The 16,672-nt window shown below is 56.1% G+C and carries 18 protein-coding genes; 15 read left to right on the top strand and 3 right to left on the bottom strand.

Features of this window, described 5'->3' with window-relative positions; genetic code table 11:
- Nucleotides 1-108: 108 nt before the first annotated feature.
- The 3 genes from proP to crfC all read right to left on the bottom strand — a co-directional run bounded on the left by proP (nucleotide 109) and on the right by crfC (nucleotide 4,978).
- Nucleotides 109-1,611: a glycine betaine/L-proline transporter ProP gene (gene proP, locus BEB42_RS12840; RefSeq protein ID WP_001355090.1), complete on the bottom strand. Its 1,503-nt coding sequence runs from the start codon at nucleotides 1,609-1,611 to the stop codon at nucleotides 109-111.
- A gap of 263 nt (nucleotides 1,612-1,874) precedes the next feature.
- The gene (locus BEB42_RS12835; RefSeq protein WP_105267413.1) at nucleotides 1,875-2,753 is read right to left on the bottom strand and encodes a diguanylate cyclase regulator RdcB family protein; all 879 of its coding nucleotides are present in this window, start codon (nucleotides 2,751-2,753) and stop codon (nucleotides 1,875-1,877) included.
- Nucleotides 2,750-4,978 (bottom strand): clamp-binding protein CrfC, encoded by a 2,229-nt coding sequence (gene crfC / locus BEB42_RS12830; protein ID WP_105267412.1) that lies wholly within the window; start codon nucleotides 4,976-4,978, stop codon nucleotides 2,750-2,752. The genes BEB42_RS12835 and crfC overlap by 4 nt, the downstream gene beginning before the upstream one ends.
- Nucleotides 4,979-5,379: 401 nt before the next feature.
- Here crfC and BEB42_RS12820 point away from each other — a divergent pair, with 401 nt between their 5' ends.
- From BEB42_RS12820 to phnO, 15 genes are all read left to right on the top strand, one after another.
- Nucleotides 5,380-5,715, top strand: a complete 336-nt coding sequence (locus tag BEB42_RS12820; RefSeq protein ID WP_001300891.1) for a zinc ribbon domain-containing protein YjdM — start codon at nucleotides 5,380-5,382, stop codon at nucleotides 5,713-5,715.
- 239 nt (nucleotides 5,716-5,954) lie between these two features.
- Nucleotides 5,955-6,398, top strand: coding sequence for a VOC family metalloprotein YjdN (gene yjdN / locus BEB42_RS12815; protein ID WP_001131334.1), 444 nt, complete (start codon nucleotides 5,955-5,957; stop codon nucleotides 6,396-6,398).
- A 132-nt stretch (nucleotides 6,399-6,530) separates the two neighbouring features.
- Nucleotides 6,531-7,319, top strand: a complete 789-nt coding sequence (gene phnC, locus BEB42_RS12810) for a phosphonate ABC transporter ATP-binding protein (protein WP_001193400.1) — start codon at nucleotides 6,531-6,533, stop codon at nucleotides 7,317-7,319.
- A gap of 24 nt (nucleotides 7,320-7,343) precedes the next feature.
- Nucleotides 7,344-8,360, top strand: a complete 1,017-nt coding sequence (gene phnD, locus BEB42_RS12805; RefSeq protein ID WP_000991995.1) for a phosphonate ABC transporter substrate-binding protein — start codon at nucleotides 7,344-7,346, stop codon at nucleotides 8,358-8,360.
- A gap of 125 nt (nucleotides 8,361-8,485) precedes the next feature.
- Nucleotides 8,486-9,265, top strand: coding sequence for a phosphonate ABC transporter, permease protein PhnE (phnE, locus tag BEB42_RS12800; RefSeq protein ID WP_001193492.1), 780 nt, complete (start codon nucleotides 8,486-8,488; stop codon nucleotides 9,263-9,265).
- Between the two features lie 20 nt (nucleotides 9,266-9,285).
- Entirely contained in the window at nucleotides 9,286-10,011 is a 726-nt protein-coding gene (gene phnF / locus BEB42_RS12795) for a phosphonate metabolism transcriptional regulator PhnF (RefSeq protein WP_001353524.1), read from the top strand.
- Nucleotides 10,012-10,464 (top strand): phosphonate C-P lyase system protein PhnG, encoded by a 453-nt coding sequence (gene phnG, locus BEB42_RS12790; protein ID WP_000542765.1) that lies wholly within the window; start codon nucleotides 10,012-10,014, stop codon nucleotides 10,462-10,464.
- Nucleotides 10,461-11,045 carry a phosphonate C-P lyase system protein PhnH gene (phnH, locus tag BEB42_RS12785; RefSeq protein ID WP_000171621.1) on the top strand — a complete coding sequence of 195 codons (585 nt, stop codon included), beginning with the start codon at nucleotides 10,461-10,463 and terminating at the stop codon, nucleotides 11,043-11,045. The genes phnG and phnH overlap by 4 nt, the downstream gene beginning before the upstream one ends.
- Nucleotides 11,045-12,109 carry an alpha-D-ribose 1-methylphosphonate 5-triphosphate synthase subunit PhnI gene (phnI, locus tag BEB42_RS12780; RefSeq protein WP_001353525.1) on the top strand — a complete coding sequence of 355 codons (1,065 nt, stop codon included), beginning with the start codon at nucleotides 11,045-11,047 and terminating at the stop codon, nucleotides 12,107-12,109. Before phnH ends, phnI begins: the two co-directional genes overlap by 1 nt.
- Nucleotides 12,102-12,947: an alpha-D-ribose 1-methylphosphonate 5-phosphate C-P-lyase PhnJ gene (phnJ, locus tag BEB42_RS12775; protein ID WP_000002289.1), complete on the top strand. Its 846-nt coding sequence runs from the start codon at nucleotides 12,102-12,104 to the stop codon at nucleotides 12,945-12,947. The genes phnI and phnJ overlap by 8 nt, the downstream gene beginning before the upstream one ends.
- Entirely contained in the window at nucleotides 12,944-13,702 is a 759-nt protein-coding gene (gene phnK, locus BEB42_RS12770; RefSeq protein WP_001075518.1) for a phosphonate C-P lyase system protein PhnK, read from the top strand. Before phnJ ends, phnK begins: the two co-directional genes overlap by 4 nt.
- Nucleotides 13,703-13,879: 177 nt before the next feature.
- Nucleotides 13,880-14,560 (top strand): phosphonate C-P lyase system protein PhnL, encoded by a 681-nt coding sequence (phnL, locus tag BEB42_RS12765; RefSeq protein ID WP_000611388.1) that lies wholly within the window; start codon nucleotides 13,880-13,882, stop codon nucleotides 14,558-14,560.
- Complete coding sequence (gene phnM, locus BEB42_RS12760; RefSeq protein WP_000586288.1) at nucleotides 14,557-15,693, top strand: alpha-D-ribose 1-methylphosphonate 5-triphosphate diphosphatase; 1,137 nt, start codon at nucleotides 14,557-14,559, stop codon at nucleotides 15,691-15,693. The genes phnL and phnM overlap by 4 nt, the downstream gene beginning before the upstream one ends.
- Nucleotides 15,693-16,250 carry a ribose 1,5-bisphosphokinase gene (gene phnN / locus BEB42_RS12755; protein WP_000145985.1) on the top strand — a complete coding sequence of 186 codons (558 nt, stop codon included), beginning with the start codon at nucleotides 15,693-15,695 and terminating at the stop codon, nucleotides 16,248-16,250. Before phnM ends, phnN begins: the two co-directional genes overlap by 1 nt.
- On the top strand, nucleotides 16,237-16,671 hold the full coding sequence (gene phnO, locus BEB42_RS12750) for an aminoalkylphosphonate N-acetyltransferase (protein ID WP_001110490.1): 435 nt from the start codon (nucleotides 16,237-16,239) through the stop codon (nucleotides 16,669-16,671). The genes phnN and phnO overlap by 14 nt, the downstream gene beginning before the upstream one ends.
- Nucleotide 16,672: the final 1 nt, after the last annotated feature.

Here is a 16,672-nt window from a genome sequence, read left to right as displayed (position 1 = left end):
ACTCTCCTCCGTTAACCTGGAGGAGAGTATGCGCGTCAGAGATTAAGTGAACCTTAAGAGTTCAATTGGCCTGATAAGACAGCGTCACATCAGGCCATCCGTTTCAGCTTATTCATCAATTCGCGGATGTTGCTGCACCAGGCGGGTACGTTTCTCCTGCAAATCGGCAATCTCGTGGTCAATATCATCGATTTTCTGCTCGATATTATCGTAATGCTCGACGAGAATTTCCTTCGCTTCCTGTATATCTGACGCCGCCGGTGTCGCACCTTTCAACGGACGATTCGCCGTCTCTTTCATGGTTACGCCGGTGATTAAACCAACCACCGCCACTACCATCAGGTAATAGGCAGGCATCATCAGATTCTGCGAGCTTTCGACCAGCCAGGCCGCCAACGTTGGCGTCAGACCGGCAACCAGCACCGAAATATTAAATGCCGCCGCCAGCGCGCTGTAACGGATATGCGTCGGGAACATCGCTGGCAAGGTAGAAGCCATAACGCCCGTAAAGCAGTTAAGGATCACCGCCAGCATCAGTAACCCGGCAAAAATCAGGCCGATGACGTTACTGTTAATCAGAATAAACGCCGGGATCGCCAACACAAACAGTGCAACACTACCAAGTAGCACAAACGGACGACGGCCAAAACGGTCACTCAGCAAGCCCATCACCGGCTGGACAAACAGCATACCGATCATAATGGCGATAATAATCAGCACCCCGTGGTCTTCGGAGTAATGCAGGTTATGCGACAAATAACTCGGCATATAGGTCAGCAACATGTAGTAAGTCACGTTGGTGGCAATTACCAGACCAATACATGTCAACAGGCTGCGCCAGTATTTAGTGGCAATCTCTTTAAACGAGACTTTCGGGCCATCCTGCAAACCTTCGCGGTCGCCCTGTTCCAGTTTATCAACATGCTGCTGGAACGCCGGAGTTTCTTCCAGCGCATGGCGCAGGTAAAGCCCGATAATCCCTAACGGCAGAGCAATAAAGAACGGAATACGCCAGCCCCAGTCGAGGAAGTTCGCTTCGCCGACAATGGTCGAAATTAACACCACCACGCCCGCACCCAGCACAAACCCGGCAATAGAACCGAAGTCCAGCCAGCTGCCCATAAAGCCACGTTTACGGTCAGGGGAGTATTCCGCAACAAATATCGACGCCCCGGTATATTCACCGCCGACCGAGAAACCTTGTGCCATCTTACAGATCAACAGCAGAATCGGTGCCCAAATACCAATCGTGTCGTAGGACGGTATTAAGCCAATACAGAACGTACTGATCGACATAATCACAATAGTGATAGCGAGGATCTTCTGGCGACCATATTTATCGCCCAACATACCAAAGAAGAGTCCGCCAAGCGGTCGAATCAGAAAGGGAACGGAGAAAGTGGCAAGTGCAGCAACCATCTGCACGCTGGGGTCAGCCCCCGGGAAAAAAACTTTACCTAATGCGTAAGCAACAAAACCATAAACACCAAAATCGAACCATTCCATTGCATTACCCAGTGATGCTGCGGTAATGGCTTTACGCAGTTTACCGTCATCAATAATAGTGACATCACGAAGGGTAATCGGTTTTACTTTTTTCCTTTTCAGCATAGCTTTCCTCGCAGAGTTGGCCCATTTCCGCAAACGCCAGAAAAATCAGCGCGACGGCCGCAAAAGGGGAGCGGGAATTGCAGGATGCAATCTCTGTAACAAGCGTAGCGGGTTTGCTTACACCCTCCGGTTAAGGAATGTACAATCAAACCAGTTGACGCCTGAATTGGGCAGTTAATGACCTTTTTACCCTACCAGTGTTTAAATTTGTGATCAACTTCACACATGGATTTCGTTTAGGACTCATTGATGTAACTGATTATTTACGCCAAATTTACAGAGAAGATTTCCTCGCCCATTGCCCCCACCAAACGCTGCGCTGAACAGAGTCGTGGCATCCCCAGCGCGACAGTTTGCCAGCGTTGGGTCACTGACCAGCAAACGGGTTGTTTATCTGCCGTGGTCCACTTTCCCAGCCAACTTAAAAAATCAGCATGCTCCCCTCCCGTCGGAACGGTCGAAGAGGCAAACCACTGATGGTAATAGTGACGCGTGGTCGGTGCCGCATTGATACTCTCTGCCAGATGTTGTGTCGTTTTCTCGCGCAAATCACCCAGCAACAACGCCACCGCTTGCGGGCTTCCCAGACGGCAGGCATCGCCAAATGCTCCCCAGCGCAACTCCTCCAGAACGATAAAACAGCGCCCAGGCAACGACCAGGCGTTATACGCCCCAGCACGCCAGCGGGTAAAAATTTGCTCACTCTGATCACCGGCCTGTACCAGTAATCCTCGTTGCGTTAACGCCTTTTCCTTCCAGCGACAACGGGCTGAAAACAACTCATACAAGGCGGCAATTTGCTGCGGAAGCTCCGGGAAAGCAGAGTGCTGGCGGTGATCCATTTTTTGCAACAGCGCCAAATGTTGCTCGATCTGCGTCAGCGCCAGATGACCGGGATCCAGCATCGACGCCAGTTTTTCCACCAATGTCAGACGCAGGCTAAGCGGCGCATTTAATATGCCGCCGTTCGTCCATGACTGAAGCTGCACGCGCGCAAGAAGTTCCTGCATCAGTCGTTCACGAAACTGCTGCTGATGGGCTTGTGGATGGCGGGCATCATCGCCCTGCGCCAGATCCACTAAAAAGCGGGAATGAATCGACTCCAGCACGCGACCGGGGCCGTCCAGTAACGTCTTGGTCAATATCGTTCTGCCGTGAAAAGTGTTTGAATATCATCGCGTAACAGCTGAGCGTCGGTGTAAATCCAGCCATGAGTCATCACAATCTGCTGCAATTGCTGCTGCATCAGCCTGACCACCGATTCATTTTGTTGACGCAGAGCCAGACTTTCGCGTAAACGCGTCTGTAATTCCGTCAAACATGAAGCGAACTCAGCGAAAAAAGTATTCATGCCTGCCGTAACAGATTCATCGACCTGCTCTGCCAGAACTTTAGCCATTTGTTGGCAATAAAGATCGACTTCTGCGCTTAATGCTCGTTGCAACGCACTGTAATCAACCGTCTCTATCGGGGATTTCTCATTTCCCCGTCCCCAGTCGGGCTGATTCAACCAGCGCGAAAAAGTCTCACGCACAACGCCTAAACGCGTACTCTGCTCGTCCGTTGCTGCATGGCGGGAGATGACTTCACTGAACAACTGGCGAGTGTTGAAGTGGGGAACTGCGCCGTGAAAAACAGGAAAATGAAACCCAGGACGAAACCCAGACTCGCTCAATTCCATTTTGACTTGTTGCTCAATGGGCCGAATAGCATCGGTTAACACCCGGCAAAGAGTGGATTCAAGCTCGGCAAAACGCAGCGTAAAGTCGCGACTGATGGTGTTCTGCGCCGTCTGTAACAGTGTCTCACAGCAGGTACGAATCTCGCTTAATGACCCCGAATCATCCTGAAACAACGCGGCTAACTGGGCATTCACCGCATCTTGCTGTTGACGCAGAAAGAGGTTGGCGGAGGTCAGGGCCAGCTCGATTTCATGTTTAATCTCGCCGCTCACCTGAGCCTGATTGAGTTGAAATAGCTGCAAACTTTCTTCGATCTGGTGGATATTTTGCCGCAATTGTTCACAAGCGACGTTTAACCCGTGCGCACGAAAATCCAGGTATTCCCGCGCCTGCTGCGCGTAATTCAACAGTTTATGCGCGGCAGATCGCAGAGCATACAACGAGGCGTTAGCGTAAGCGGCATGAAGCAACGCCTGAATTGGCTGGGCGAACAGCGAATCTTCCCACAACTGATCGGCAGCATGACGAATATGTTCGAGGTCCGCCAGGTCGGCATGACGCCAGCGCCTGCCGAGCGCGGCATGGGCAAAATCCTCCACCCAGCGTTGTTGCTCTGGCGCGGGTAACTTACCGTTGTTGGCTAACTCATTACGCGCCCGATTCGCCAGGTAGCCCCACATCGACGACACTGGAAATATCTGCTGTGGCGTAATACAGCCTTTCATCAGCGTCCCGGAAATCAGTGCCCGCACCTGGTCGGCGTCGTCACTGTTACGATCCTGTTGATCGAACTTATTGACCAGCACATACAGCGGCACCGATTGCCCCACCGCCAAAATCGCCTCACGGACCTCTTCATCGGAGATCGATTTCAGTTGCGTATAATCCAGCACCGCCAGTACCGCCGAGGCGCGAGCCAGCTGCTGGTTAAGCATTTTTTGCAGATGCGGTTGCCCGGCTTCATTTGGCCCAGGGGTATCCAGTAACGTCAACTGACCGGGATAACTCTCCAGCCCCGCCAGATGGACAAACTCCACTTCAATCACGGGAATATGCTCAATGGCGGCGTAAGCAGAAAAAGGAAAATCGACGTCCAGCGCCTTCGCCAGTCGCACCAAATCATTCAAACTTTTCAGACAATGAAAAATAGGCTGGGCACCCAGATAATATTTTTCGAAAGCGACGCCATTTTCGATCCGCTGCATAAGCGCACGCATATCTTTATCTATTTCCAGCACATCGGTCAGATGCTTAATATCGCAGTCACGCAGGCGCTGTTGTAATTGTTGAATTAAACCATCGATTGGCGCGACATGTGAAAAATGCAGTACCGGTTCTTTTTGCCCGGGCGTATGACGAATAAGCGTCGGCAGCGCAGTCATTGGACGATTGCGATTAGGCAAAACCTCTGTACCAACAATGGCATTAATGGTGGTTGATTTCCCTGCTTTCATGGTGCCGACAATTGCCAGCACCATTTCCAGTCGAGAAATTTTACGCAACTCATTATTCAGCATCGCGTGACGCTCGATGATATTAGGCTGACTCCAGGGTAAAGTCAGCTGTGGCGCATCGTCTCCGGGTATAGAGAGAGGCATTTTTTCCAGTAACTGCAACTGTTGACGAGAAAGCTGTAACAGGCGTTCAGCCTCCTGACTTAACTCATACAGGGTCTGTGTGTACATAGAAAATTTTTCCTTAAAGCAAATTTTATTACTTTTATTTAGCCAGATTGTTTTTGAGTTCTGTTTTCGGCTTTTATAATTACTGCAAGAAATAATTTTATATTTAGAGTGTTGTTTTTTATTAGAATAAATAACGTCTTCCGATACGTTTAAAACGTCAGAAAGATAAAAATATCATTTGAATTAAAAAAAGAACAAGTAGAGCATTAACCTTATCTTAAATAATAAATGGAGGCAAAAAGATTATTTTCTTTTTGCGTTTCCTTTCAAATGAAAACGATCGTCGTCTAAAATCAGCAGTACCCCCGACAAACTCAGGGATTTTGTGTATAATTGCGGCCTTTTTCGGCAATCTGCCGTTTTTTGGCGCTTTTGCCCTGCTGACTTTTGAGGAAATCCACATGTCATTACCACACTGCCCAAAATGCAACTCCGAATACACCTACGAAGATAACGGCATGTACATCTGCCCGGAATGTGCCTACGAATGGAACGACGCAGAACCTGCACAGGAAAGCGATGAACTGATCGTTAAAGATGCTAACGGCAATCTGCTGGCTGACGGCGACAGCGTTACCATCATTAAAGATCTGAAGGTGAAAGGTAGCTCTTCGATGCTGAAGATCGGTACCAAAGTGAAAAACATTCGCCTGGTTGAAGGCGACCACAACATCGATTGCAAAATCGACGGTTTTGGTCCGATGAAACTGAAATCTGAGTTTGTGAAAAAGAACTGATTGTATTGCTCAATGTAATATTGGCCCATGATCGGTAGGCCGGATAAGGCGCTCGCGCCGCATCCGGCTACGGTGCCGACTGCCTGATGCGACGCTCGCGCGTCTTATCAGGCCTACAAATTCTCGCACCATCCGGCAACGGTGCCTAATGCGACGCTTACCGAGTCTTATCAGCCCCCGCTCATCTGTATAATTTTCGAACTACACTTAACTGGCTTCTCTTAACTGAGGTCACCATCATGCCGTTAAGTCCCTACCTCTCTTTTGCCGGTAACTGTTCCGACGCGATTGCCTATTATCAACGTACGTTGGGCGCGGAACTGCTCTATAAAATCAGCTTCGGCGAAATGCCGAAATCAGCGCAGGACAGCGCCGAGAACTGCCCTTCCGGTATGCAATTTCCCGATACCGCTATCGCCCATGCTAACGTGCGTATTGCCGGAAGCGATATCATGATGAGCGATGCCATACCGTCAGGAAAAGCCAGCTACTCCGGCTTTACGCTGGTGCTCGATTCGCAACAGGTCGAAGAAGGAAAACGCTGGTTTGACAACCTTGCCGCTAACGGAAAAATCGAAATGGCCTGGCAGGAAACTTTCTGGGCGCATGGCTTCGGCAAAGTCACCGATAAATTTGGCGTACCGTGGATGATTAATGTCGTCAAACAACAACCAACGCACTAACCCGCCGGGAGGCCCGCCCTCCCGCACTGTCATCGAATTCCCGTTAACTCTTCATCTGTTAGTCACTTTTAGTTAACAAAATCGTCACGATAATCCGCCACGATGGAGCCACTTTTTTAGGGAGGCTGCATCATGCAAACGATTATCCGTGTCGAGAAGCTCGCCAAAACCTTCAATCAGCATCAGGCGCTGCATGCGGTTGATCTGAACATTCATCACGGTGAAATGGTAGCTCTGCTTGGGCCGTCCGGTTCCGGCAAATCCACCCTTTTACGTCATTTAAGCGGTTTGATTACCGGCGATAAATCTGCCGGTAGCCATATCGAGCTGCTGGGCCGCACAGTCCAGCGCGAAGGCCGCCTGGCCCGCGATATCCGCAAAAGCCGCGCCAACACCGGCTACATCTTCCAACAATTCAACCTGGTGAATCGCCTGAGCGTACTGGAGAACGTGCTGATTGGCGCGCTCGGCAGCACGCCATTCTGGCGCACCTGTTTTAGCTACTTCACCCACGAGCAGAAACAGCGCGCGTTACAGGCGCTGACCCGCGTTGGCATGGTGCACTTTGCCCATCAGCGCGTTTCCACCCTCTCCGGCGGACAGCAGCAGCGTGTGGCGATTGCCCGTGCGCTGATGCAGCAGGCGAAGGTGATTCTGGCGGACGAACCGATCGCCTCGCTGGACCCGGAATCGGCCCGCATCGTGATGGATACCCTGCGCGACATCAACCAGAACGACGGCATCACCGTGGTGGTGACGCTGCATCAGGTGGATTACGCCCTGCGCTATTGCGAACGCATCGTCGCCCTGCGCCAGGGGCACGTCTTCTACGACGGCAGCAGCCAACAGTTTGACAACGAACGTTTTGACCATCTCTACCGCAGCATCAACCGCGTCGAAGAAAACGCGAAAGCTGCCTGACATCCCCATCATTGAGGAAAACGAATGAACGCTAAGATAATTGCCTCGCTGGCCTTCACCAGCATGTTCAGCCTCAGCACCCTGTTAAGCCCGGCGCACGCCGAAGAGCAGGAAAAGGCGCTGAATTTCGGCATTATTTCAACGGAATCACAGCAAAACCTGAAACCGCAATGGACGCCGTTCTTACAGGATATGGAGAAGAAGCTGGGCGTAAAGGTCAACGCCTTCTTTGCCCCGGACTACGCGGGCATTATCCAGGGGATGCGCTTCAATAAAGTGGATATCGCCTGGTACGGCAACCTGTCGGCAATGGAAGCAGTGGATCGCGCCAACGGTCAGGTCTTCGCCCAGACGGTCGCGGCGGATGGATCGCCGGGTTACTGGAGCGTGTTGATCGTCAACAAAGACAGTCCGATCAACAACCTGAACGATCTGCTGGCGAAGCGTAAAGATCTCACCTTTGGCAATGGCGATCCTAACTCCACCTCTGGCTTCCTCGTCCCCGGCTACTACGTCTTCGCCAAAAACAATATCTCCGCCAGCGACTTCAAGCGCACCGTCAACGCCGGGCATGAAACCAACGCGCTGGCCGTCGCCAACAAGCAGGTGGATGTGGCGACCAACAACACCGAGAACCTCGACAAGCTGAAAACCTCCGCACCGGAGAAGCTCAAAGAACTGAAGGTGATCTGGAAATCGCCGCTGATCCCAGGCGATCCGATCGTCTGGCGCAAAAATCTTTCCGAAACCACCAAAGACAAGATCTACGACTTCTTTATGAACTACGGCAAAACGCCGGAAGAGAAAGCGGTGCTGGAGCGCCTGGGCTGGGCCCCGTTCCGCGCCTCCAGCGACCTGCAACTGGTGCCGATTCGCCAGCTCGCGCTGTTTAAAGAGATGCAGGGCGTGAAAGGCAATAAAGGGCTGAATGAGCAGGACAAGCTGGCAAAAACCAGCGCCATTCAGGCGCAACTGGATGACCTGGACCGCCTGAACAACGCGTTAAGCGCGATGAGTTCGGTGAGTAAAGCGGTGCAGTAATGTGCTCGATCGGTCCCCTCTCCCTTGAGGGAGAGGGTTAGGGTGAGGGGGAAATGCGCACGCTGGTGCCCTCACCCCGGCCCTCTCCCACAGGGAGAGGGAGAAAACATTAAACGGAGCCAAACATGCAAACCATCACCATTGCCCCACCCAAGCGCAGCTGGTTCTCGATCTTCAGCTGGGCCGTTGTTCTCGCTGTACTGGTCGTCTCGTGGCAGGGCGCGGAAATGGCCCCGCTCACGCTGATCAAAGACGGCGGCAACATGGCAACATTCGCCGCCGACTTCTTCCCGCCCGATTTCAGCCAGTGGCAGGATTACCTCACCGAAATGGCCGTCACGCTGCAAATCGCCGTCTGGGGCACTGCGCTGGCAGTCGTTCTCTCCATCCCCTTCGGCCTGATGAGCGCCGAAAACCTGGTGCCGTGGTGGGTGTACCAGCCCGTGCGCCGTCTGATGGACGCCTGCCGCGCCATTAACGAAATGGTCTTCGCCATGCTGTTCGTGGTCGCCGTCGGTCTCGGGCCGTTCGCTGGCGTGCTGGCGCTGTTTATTCACACCACCGGCGTGCTTTCCAAACTGCTTTCCGAAGCGGTGGAAGCGATTGAACCCGGCCCGGTGGAAGGTATTCGCGCCACTGGTGCCAACAAGCTCGAAGAGATCCTCTACGGCGTGCTGCCGCAGGTGATGCCGCTGCTGATCTCCTACTCCCTCTATCGCTTCGAATCCAACGTCCGTTCGGCCACCGTTGTTGGCATGGTCGGCGCTGGCGGGATCGGCGTCACGCTGTGGGAAGCGATTCGCGGTTTCCAGTTCCAGCAAACCTGCGCCCTGATGGTGCTGATTATCGTCACGGTCAGCCTGCTGGATTTCCTCTCTCAACGGTTGCGTAAGCACTTTATCTGATAAGCGAGGCATTGATATCTATGCACTTGTCTACACATCCGACCAGCTACCCAACACGCTATCAGGAGATAGCCGCAAAACTTGAGCAGGAGCTTCGTCAACACTACCGCTGCGGCGACTATCTTCCCGCCGAGCAGCAACTGGCAGCGCGCTTTGAGGTGAATCGCCACACCCTGCGCCGTGCCATCGACCAACTGGTGGAAAAAGGCTGGGTACAGCGCCGTCAGGGCATCGGCGTACTGGTGCTGATGCGCCCGTTCGATTACCCGCTCAACGCCCAGGCGCGTTTTAGCCAGAACCTGCTGGACCAGGGCAGCCATCCCACCAGCGAAAAACTGCTGTCGGTGCTGCGCCCCGCGTCCGGCCACGTCGCTGACGCGCTGGGGATCGCCGAGGGCGAGAACGTTATCCACCTGCGCACCCTGCGCCGGGTCAACGGCGTCGCGCTCTGTTTAATCGACCACTACTTTGCGGACCTCACCCTCTGGCCGACGCTGCAACGTTTCGACAGCGGCTCGCTGCACGATTTTCTGCGTGAGCAAACGGGGATTGCGCTGCGCCGCAGCCAGACGCGGATCAGCGCCCGCCGCGCCCAGGCCAAAGAGTGCCAGCGTCTTGAAATTCCGAATATGTCGCCGCTGCTGTGCGTGCGCACCCTTAACCACCGTGACGGTGAAAGCAGCCCGGCGGAGTACTCCGTCAGCCTGACGCGCGCCGACATGATTGAATTCACCATGGAGCACTGAATGCACGCAGATACCGCGACCCGCCAGCACTGGATGTCCGTGCTGGCGCACAGCCAACCGGCTGAACTGGCAGCCCGCCTGAAGGCGCTGAACATCACCGCCGACTATGAGGTGATCCGCGCCGCTGAAACCGGCCTGGTACAGATTCAGGCGCGAATGGGTGGCACCGGCGAACGCTTTTTTGCCGGCGATGCCACGCTCACCCGCGCCGCCGTACGCCTGACTGACGGCACGCTCGGCTACAGCTGGGTGCTGGGGCGCGACAAACAGCACGCCGAACGCTGCGCGCTGATTGACGCGCTGATGCAGCAATCTCGCCACTTTCAAAACTTATCAGAAACCCTTATTGCCCCGCTGGACGCTGACCGTATGGCACGCATTGCCGCACGCCAGGCCGAAGTGAACGCCAGTCGGGTCGACTTCTTTACGATGGTTCGCGGAGACAACGCATGACCCTGGAAACCGCTTTTATGCTTCCCGTGCAGGATGCCCAGCACAGTTTTCGTCGCCTGTTAAAGGCCATGAGCGAGCCGGGCGTGATTGTCGCCCTGCATCAGCTCAAACGCGGCTGGCAGCCGCTGAATATCGCCACCACCAGCGTGCTGCTCACGCTGGCCGATAACGACACGCCGGTGTGGCTTTCCGCGCCATTAAGTAACGATATCGTCAGCCAGAGCCTGCGTTTTCATACCAACGCCCCGCTGGTCAATCAGCCGGAACAGGCGACCTTCGCAGTGACGGATGAGGCGATTACCAGCGAGCAGCTCAACGCCCTTTCCACCGGCACCGCCGTTGCGCCGGAAGCCGGTGCGACGTTGATTTTACAGGTCACCAGCCTGAGCGGCGGACGCATGCTGCGCCTCACCGGCGCGGGTATTGCCGAAGAACGGATGATCGCCCCGCAACTGCCGGAGTGCATTCTGCACGAACTCACCGAGCGCCCGCACCCGTTCCCGCTCGGCATCGACCTGATCCTGACCTGCGGCGAGCGCCTGCTGGCTATTCCGCGAACCACTCTTGTGGAGGTGTGCTGATGTACGTTGCCGTGAAAGGGGGCGAGAAGGCGATCGACGCCGCCCACGCCCTGCAAGAGAGCCGACGCCGGGGCGATACCGATTTGCCTGAACTGAGCGTCGCCCAGATTGAACAGCAGCTTAATCTCGCGGTGGATCGCGTGATGACCGAAGGCGGCATTGCCGACCGCGAACTGGCCGCACTGGCGCTGAAACAGGCCAGTGGCGATAACGTTGAAGCAATTTTCCTGCTGCGCGCCTACCGCACGACGCTGGCAAAACTGGCGGTAAGCGAGCCGCTCGACACCACCGAGATGCGTCTCGAACGCCGTATCTCCGCCGTTTATAAAGACATTCCTGGCGGCCAGTTGCTTGGCCCGACCTACGACTACACCCATCGCCTGCTGGATTTCACCCTGCTGGCGAATGGCGAAGCGCCGACGCTGACCACCGCCGACAGCGAGCAAGCCCCATCGCCGCACGTTTTCAGCCTGCTGGCGCGTCAGGGGCTGGCGAAGTTTGAAGAGGATAGCGGCACACAGCCGGATGACATCACCCGCACGCCGCCGGTTTACCCCTGCTCACGCTCCTCCCGCCTGCAGCAGCTCATGCGCGGAGACGAAGGCTATTTGCTGGCGCTGGCCTACTCCACCCAGCGTGGTTACGGACGCAATCACCCGTTCGCAGGCGAAATCCGCAGTGGCTATATCGACGTCTCTATTGTGCCGGAAGAGCTGGGATTTGCGGTGAACATCGGCGAACTGCTGATGACCGAGTGTGAAATGGTCAACGGTTTTATCGACCCGCCGGATGAGCCGCCGCACTTCACGCGCGGCTACGGGCTGGTGTTCGGCATGAGCGAGCGCAAAGCGATGGCAATGGCGCTGGTTGACCGCGCTCTACAAGCCCCGGAGTACGGCGAGCACGCGACAGGCCCGGCGCAGGATGAAGAGTTCGTGCTGGCGCATGCCGACAACGTCGAAGCCGCAGGCTTTGTCTCGCACCTCAAACTCCCGCACTACGTCGATTTCCAGGCCGAGCTGGAGCTACTCAAACGTCTGCAACAGGAGCAGAACCATGGCTAATCTGAGCGGCTACAACTTTGCCTACCTCGACGAGCAGACCAAACGCATGATCCGCCGCGCCATCTTAAAAGCGGTGGCGATCCCCGGCTATCAGGTGCCGTTTGGCGGGCGCGAGATGCCGATGCCGTACGGCTGGGGAACCGGCGGCATACAGCTTACTGCCAGCGTGATTGGTGAAAGCGACGTGTTGAAGGTGATTGACCAGGGCGCGGATGACACCACCAACGCGGTGTCGATTCGCAACTTCTTTAAGCGCGTGACCGGGGTAAACACCACTGAACGTACGGATGATGCGACGCTTATCCAGACGCGCCACCGCATCCCCGAAACGCCACTGACCGAAGATCAGATCATTATCTTCCAGGTGCCGATCCCGGAACCGCTGCGCTTTATCGAGCCGCGCGAAACGGAGACCCGCACCATGCACGCGCTGGAGGAGTACGGCGTGATGCAGGTGAAGCTGTATGAAGATATCGCCCGCTTCGGTCATATCGCCACCACCTACGCCTATCCGGTGAAGGTGAACGGGCGCTACGTCATGGACCCATCGCCGATCCCGAAATTCGATAACCCGAAAATGGACATGATGCCCGCCCTGCAGCTGTTCGGCGCAGGGCGCGAGAAGCGCATCTATGCGGTGCCGCCGTTTACCCGCGTGGAAAGTCTCGATTTCGACGATCACCCGTTCACCGTTCAGCAGTGGAATGAGCCATGCGCCATCTGCGGATCGACCCACAGCTATCTCGACGAAGTGGTGCTGGATGACGCCGGAAACCGCATGTTTGTCTGCTCCGATACCGATTATTGCCGCCAACAGAGCGAGGCGAAAAGCCAATGAATCAACCGTTACTTTCGGTCAATAACCTGACCCACCTCTACGCACCGGGCAAAGGCTTCAGCGACGTTTCTTTTGATTTATGGCCGGGGGAAGTGCTGGGCATCGTCGGGGAATCCGGCTCCGGGAAGACCACGCTGCTGAAATCAATCTCCGCGCGCCTGACGCCGCAGCAGGGGGAGATTCACTATGAAAACCGTTCCCTCTATGGCATGAGCGAGGCCGACCGCCGTCGCCTGCTGCGCACCGAATGGGGCGTGGTGCATCAGCATCCGCTCGACGGCCTGCGCCGTCAGGTGTCAGCAGGCGGCAATATCGGCGAACGGCTGATGGCGACCGGGGCGCGTCATTACGGCGATATTCGCGCCACCGCGCAGAAGTGGCTGGAAGAGGTGGAGATTCCCGCCAACCGTATCGACGATCTGCCGACCACTTTTTCCGGCGGCATGCAGCAGCGTTTGCAGATTGCCCGCAACCTGGTGACGCATCCGAAGCTGGTGTTTATGGACGAGCCAACCGGCGGGCTGGATGTGTCAGTGCAGGCACGCCTGCTCGACCTGCTGCGCGGTCTGGTGGTGGAGCTGAACCTGGCGGTGGTGATTGTCACCCATGATTTGGGCGTCGCCCGCCTGCTGGCGGACCGTTTGCTGGTGATGAAACAGGGTCAGGTGGTGGAGAGTGGGTTAACCGACCGCGTACTCGACGACCCACATCATCCGTATACCCAGTTGCTGGTGTCATCGGTTTTGCAGAATTGAGTTGCAACACTTTGCGCACTGATCCCCTCACCCCGGCCCTCTCCCGGAGGGAGAGGGAGAAAACCGGCGCAATATTCAACACCGTGCACAAGCGGTCCCCTCGCCCCTTTGGGGAGAGGGTTAGGGTGAGGGGCAATGTGCGCACCGCTCCCAAACATGCGAACCACGAGGCGAAAAATGATTAACGTACAAAACATCAGTAAAACCTTCATCCTGCACCAACAAAACGGCGTGCGTCTGCCTGTATTACAACGCGCCTCGCTCACCGTCAACGCAGGCGAATGCGTGGTGCTCCACGGTCACTCCGGCAGCGGCAAATCAACTCTGCTACGCTCGCTGTACGCCAACTATCTGCCCGACGAAGGGCAAATCCAGATCAAACACGGTGACGAATGGGTAGACCTGGTCACCGCGCCAACGCGCAAAGTGGTGGAAATCCGCAAAACCACTGTCGGCTGGGTAAGCCAGTTTCTGCGCGTCATCCCGCGTATTTCGGCACTGGAAGTGGTGATGCAGCCGCTGCTCGATACCGGCGTTCCGCGTGAAGCCTGCGCCGCTAAAGCCGCCCGATTACTGACGCGCCTGAACGTGCCTGAACGCCTGTGGCACCTGGCACCATCGACCTTCTCCGGCGGCGAACAGCAGCGCGTCAACATCGCCCGTGGCTTTATCGTCGACTATCCGATTCTGCTGCTGGATGAACCCACCGCCTCGCTGGACGCTAAAAACAGCGCCGCCGTAGTGGAACTGATCCGCGAAGCCAAAGCCCGTGGCGCAGCCATCGTCGGCATCTTCCATGACGAAGCCGTACGCAATGACGTCGCCGACCGCCTGCACCCAATGGGAGCCTCTGCATGATTATCAATAACGTCAAACTGGTGCTGGAAAACGAAGTGGTGCACGGTTCACTGGAAGTACAGGACGGTGAAATCCGCGCCTTTGCCGAAAGCCAGAGCCGCCTGCCAGAGGCGATGGACGGCGAAGGCGGCTGGCTGCTGCCGGGGCTGATTGAGCTGCATACCGACAACCTCGATAAATTCTTCACTCCGCGCCCAAAAGTGGACTGGCCTGCCCACTCGGCGATGAGCAGCCACGACGCGCTGATGGTGGCGAGCGGCATCACCACCGTGCTGGATGCCGTGGCGATTGGCGACGTGCGCGACGGCGGCGATCGGCTGGAGAATCTGGAGAAGATGATCAACGCCATCGAAGAGACGCAGAAACGCGGGGTCAACCGCGCCGAGCACCGTCTGCACCTGCGTTGCGAACTGCCGCATCACACCACGCTGCCGCTGTTTGAAAAACTGGTGCAGCGCGAACCGGTGACGCTGGTATCGCTGATGGACCACTCGCCGGGCCAGCGCCAGTTCGCCAATCGCGAGAAGTATCGCGAATATTACCAGGGCAAATACTCGCTCACCGATGCGCAGATGCAGCAGTACGAAGAGGAACAGCTGGCGCTTGCCGCACGCTGGTCGCAGCCGAATCGCGAAACCATCGCCGCAATATGCCGCGCGCGACAAATTGCCCTCGCCAGCCACGATGACGCCACGCGCGCGCACGTTGCCGAATCCCACCAGCTTGGCAGCGTAATCGCCGAATTTCCCACCACGTTCGAAGCGGCGGAAGCTTCGCGCAAGCATGGCATGAATGTATTGATGGGCGCGCCGAATATTGTGCGCGGCGGTTCGCACTCCGGCAACGTGGCGGCCAGTGAACTGGCACAGCTTGGTCTGCTGGATATCCTCTCTTCCGACTACTACCCCGCCAGCCTGCTCGATGCGGCATTTCGCGTCGCCGATGACGAGAGCAACCGCTTTACTCTGTCGCAGGCGGTGAAGCTGGTGACCAAAAATCCGGCGCAGGCGCTTAATCTTCAGGATCGCGGGGTGATTGGCGAGGGCAAACGCGCCGACCTGGTGCTGGCGCATCGCAAGGGCAACCACATTCATATCGATCACGTCTGGCGTCAGGGTAAAAGGGTGTTCTGATGACGGGAAAACTGATTTGGTTAATGGGGGCCTCTGGCTCCGGAAAAGACAGTCTGTTGACGGAACTCCGCCAGCGGGAACAAACTCAGCTACTGGTAGCGCATCGCTACATCACGCGCGCCGCCAGCGCCGGAAGTGAAAACCATATCGCCCTGAGCGAGCAGGAGTTTTTTACCCGCGCGGGGCAGAACCTTCTGGCCTTAAGCTGGCACGCCAACGGCCTGTATTATGGCATCGGCGTCGAGATTGACCTCTGGCTGCACGCTGGATTTGACGTGGTGGTCAACGGCTCACGCGCCCATCTACCGCAGGCGCGGGCGCGCTATCAATCGGCGCTGCTGCCCGTTTGTTTACAGGTTTCGCCAGAGATCCTGCGCCAGCGCCTGGAAAACCGTGGCCGTGAAAACGCCAGTGAAATTAACGCCCGCCTGGCGCGTGCGGCCCGCTATACTCCACAGGATTGCCATACGCTCAACAATGACGGCAGCCTGCGCCAGTCGGTCGACACGCTGCTGACGCTGATTCATCAGAAGGAGAAACACCATGCCTGCTTGTGAGCTTCGTCCGGCCACGCAGTACGACACCGACGCGGTTTACGCGCTGATTTGTGAGCTAAAACAGGCGGAGTTTGACCACCACGCGTTTCGCGTGGGGTTTAACGCCAATCTGCGCGACCCGAACATGCGCTACCATCTGGCGCTGCTGGATGGCGAAGTTGTCGGCATGATCGGCCTGCATTTGCAGTTTCATCTGCATCATGTCAACTGGATCGGCGAAATTCAGGAACTGGTGGTGATGCCGCAGGCGCGCGGTCTGAACGTCGGCAGTAAATTACTGGCATGGGCCGAAGAAGAAGCCCGCCAGGCCGGGGCCGAAATGACCGAGCTTTCCACCAACGTCAAGCGCCACGACGCGCACCGTTTCTATCTGCGCGAAGGCTACGAGCAGAGCCACTTCCGCTTCACCAAGGCGCTGTAAC

It is taken from the genome of Escherichia sp. MOD1-EC5990, assembly GCF_002965285.1.
Taxonomy (GTDB): Bacteria; Pseudomonadota; Gammaproteobacteria; order Enterobacterales; family Enterobacteriaceae; genus Escherichia; species Escherichia coli_F.
The sequence above is the reverse complement of the archived record's forward strand: the minus strand, read 5'-3'. Positions and strand labels throughout refer to the sequence as shown.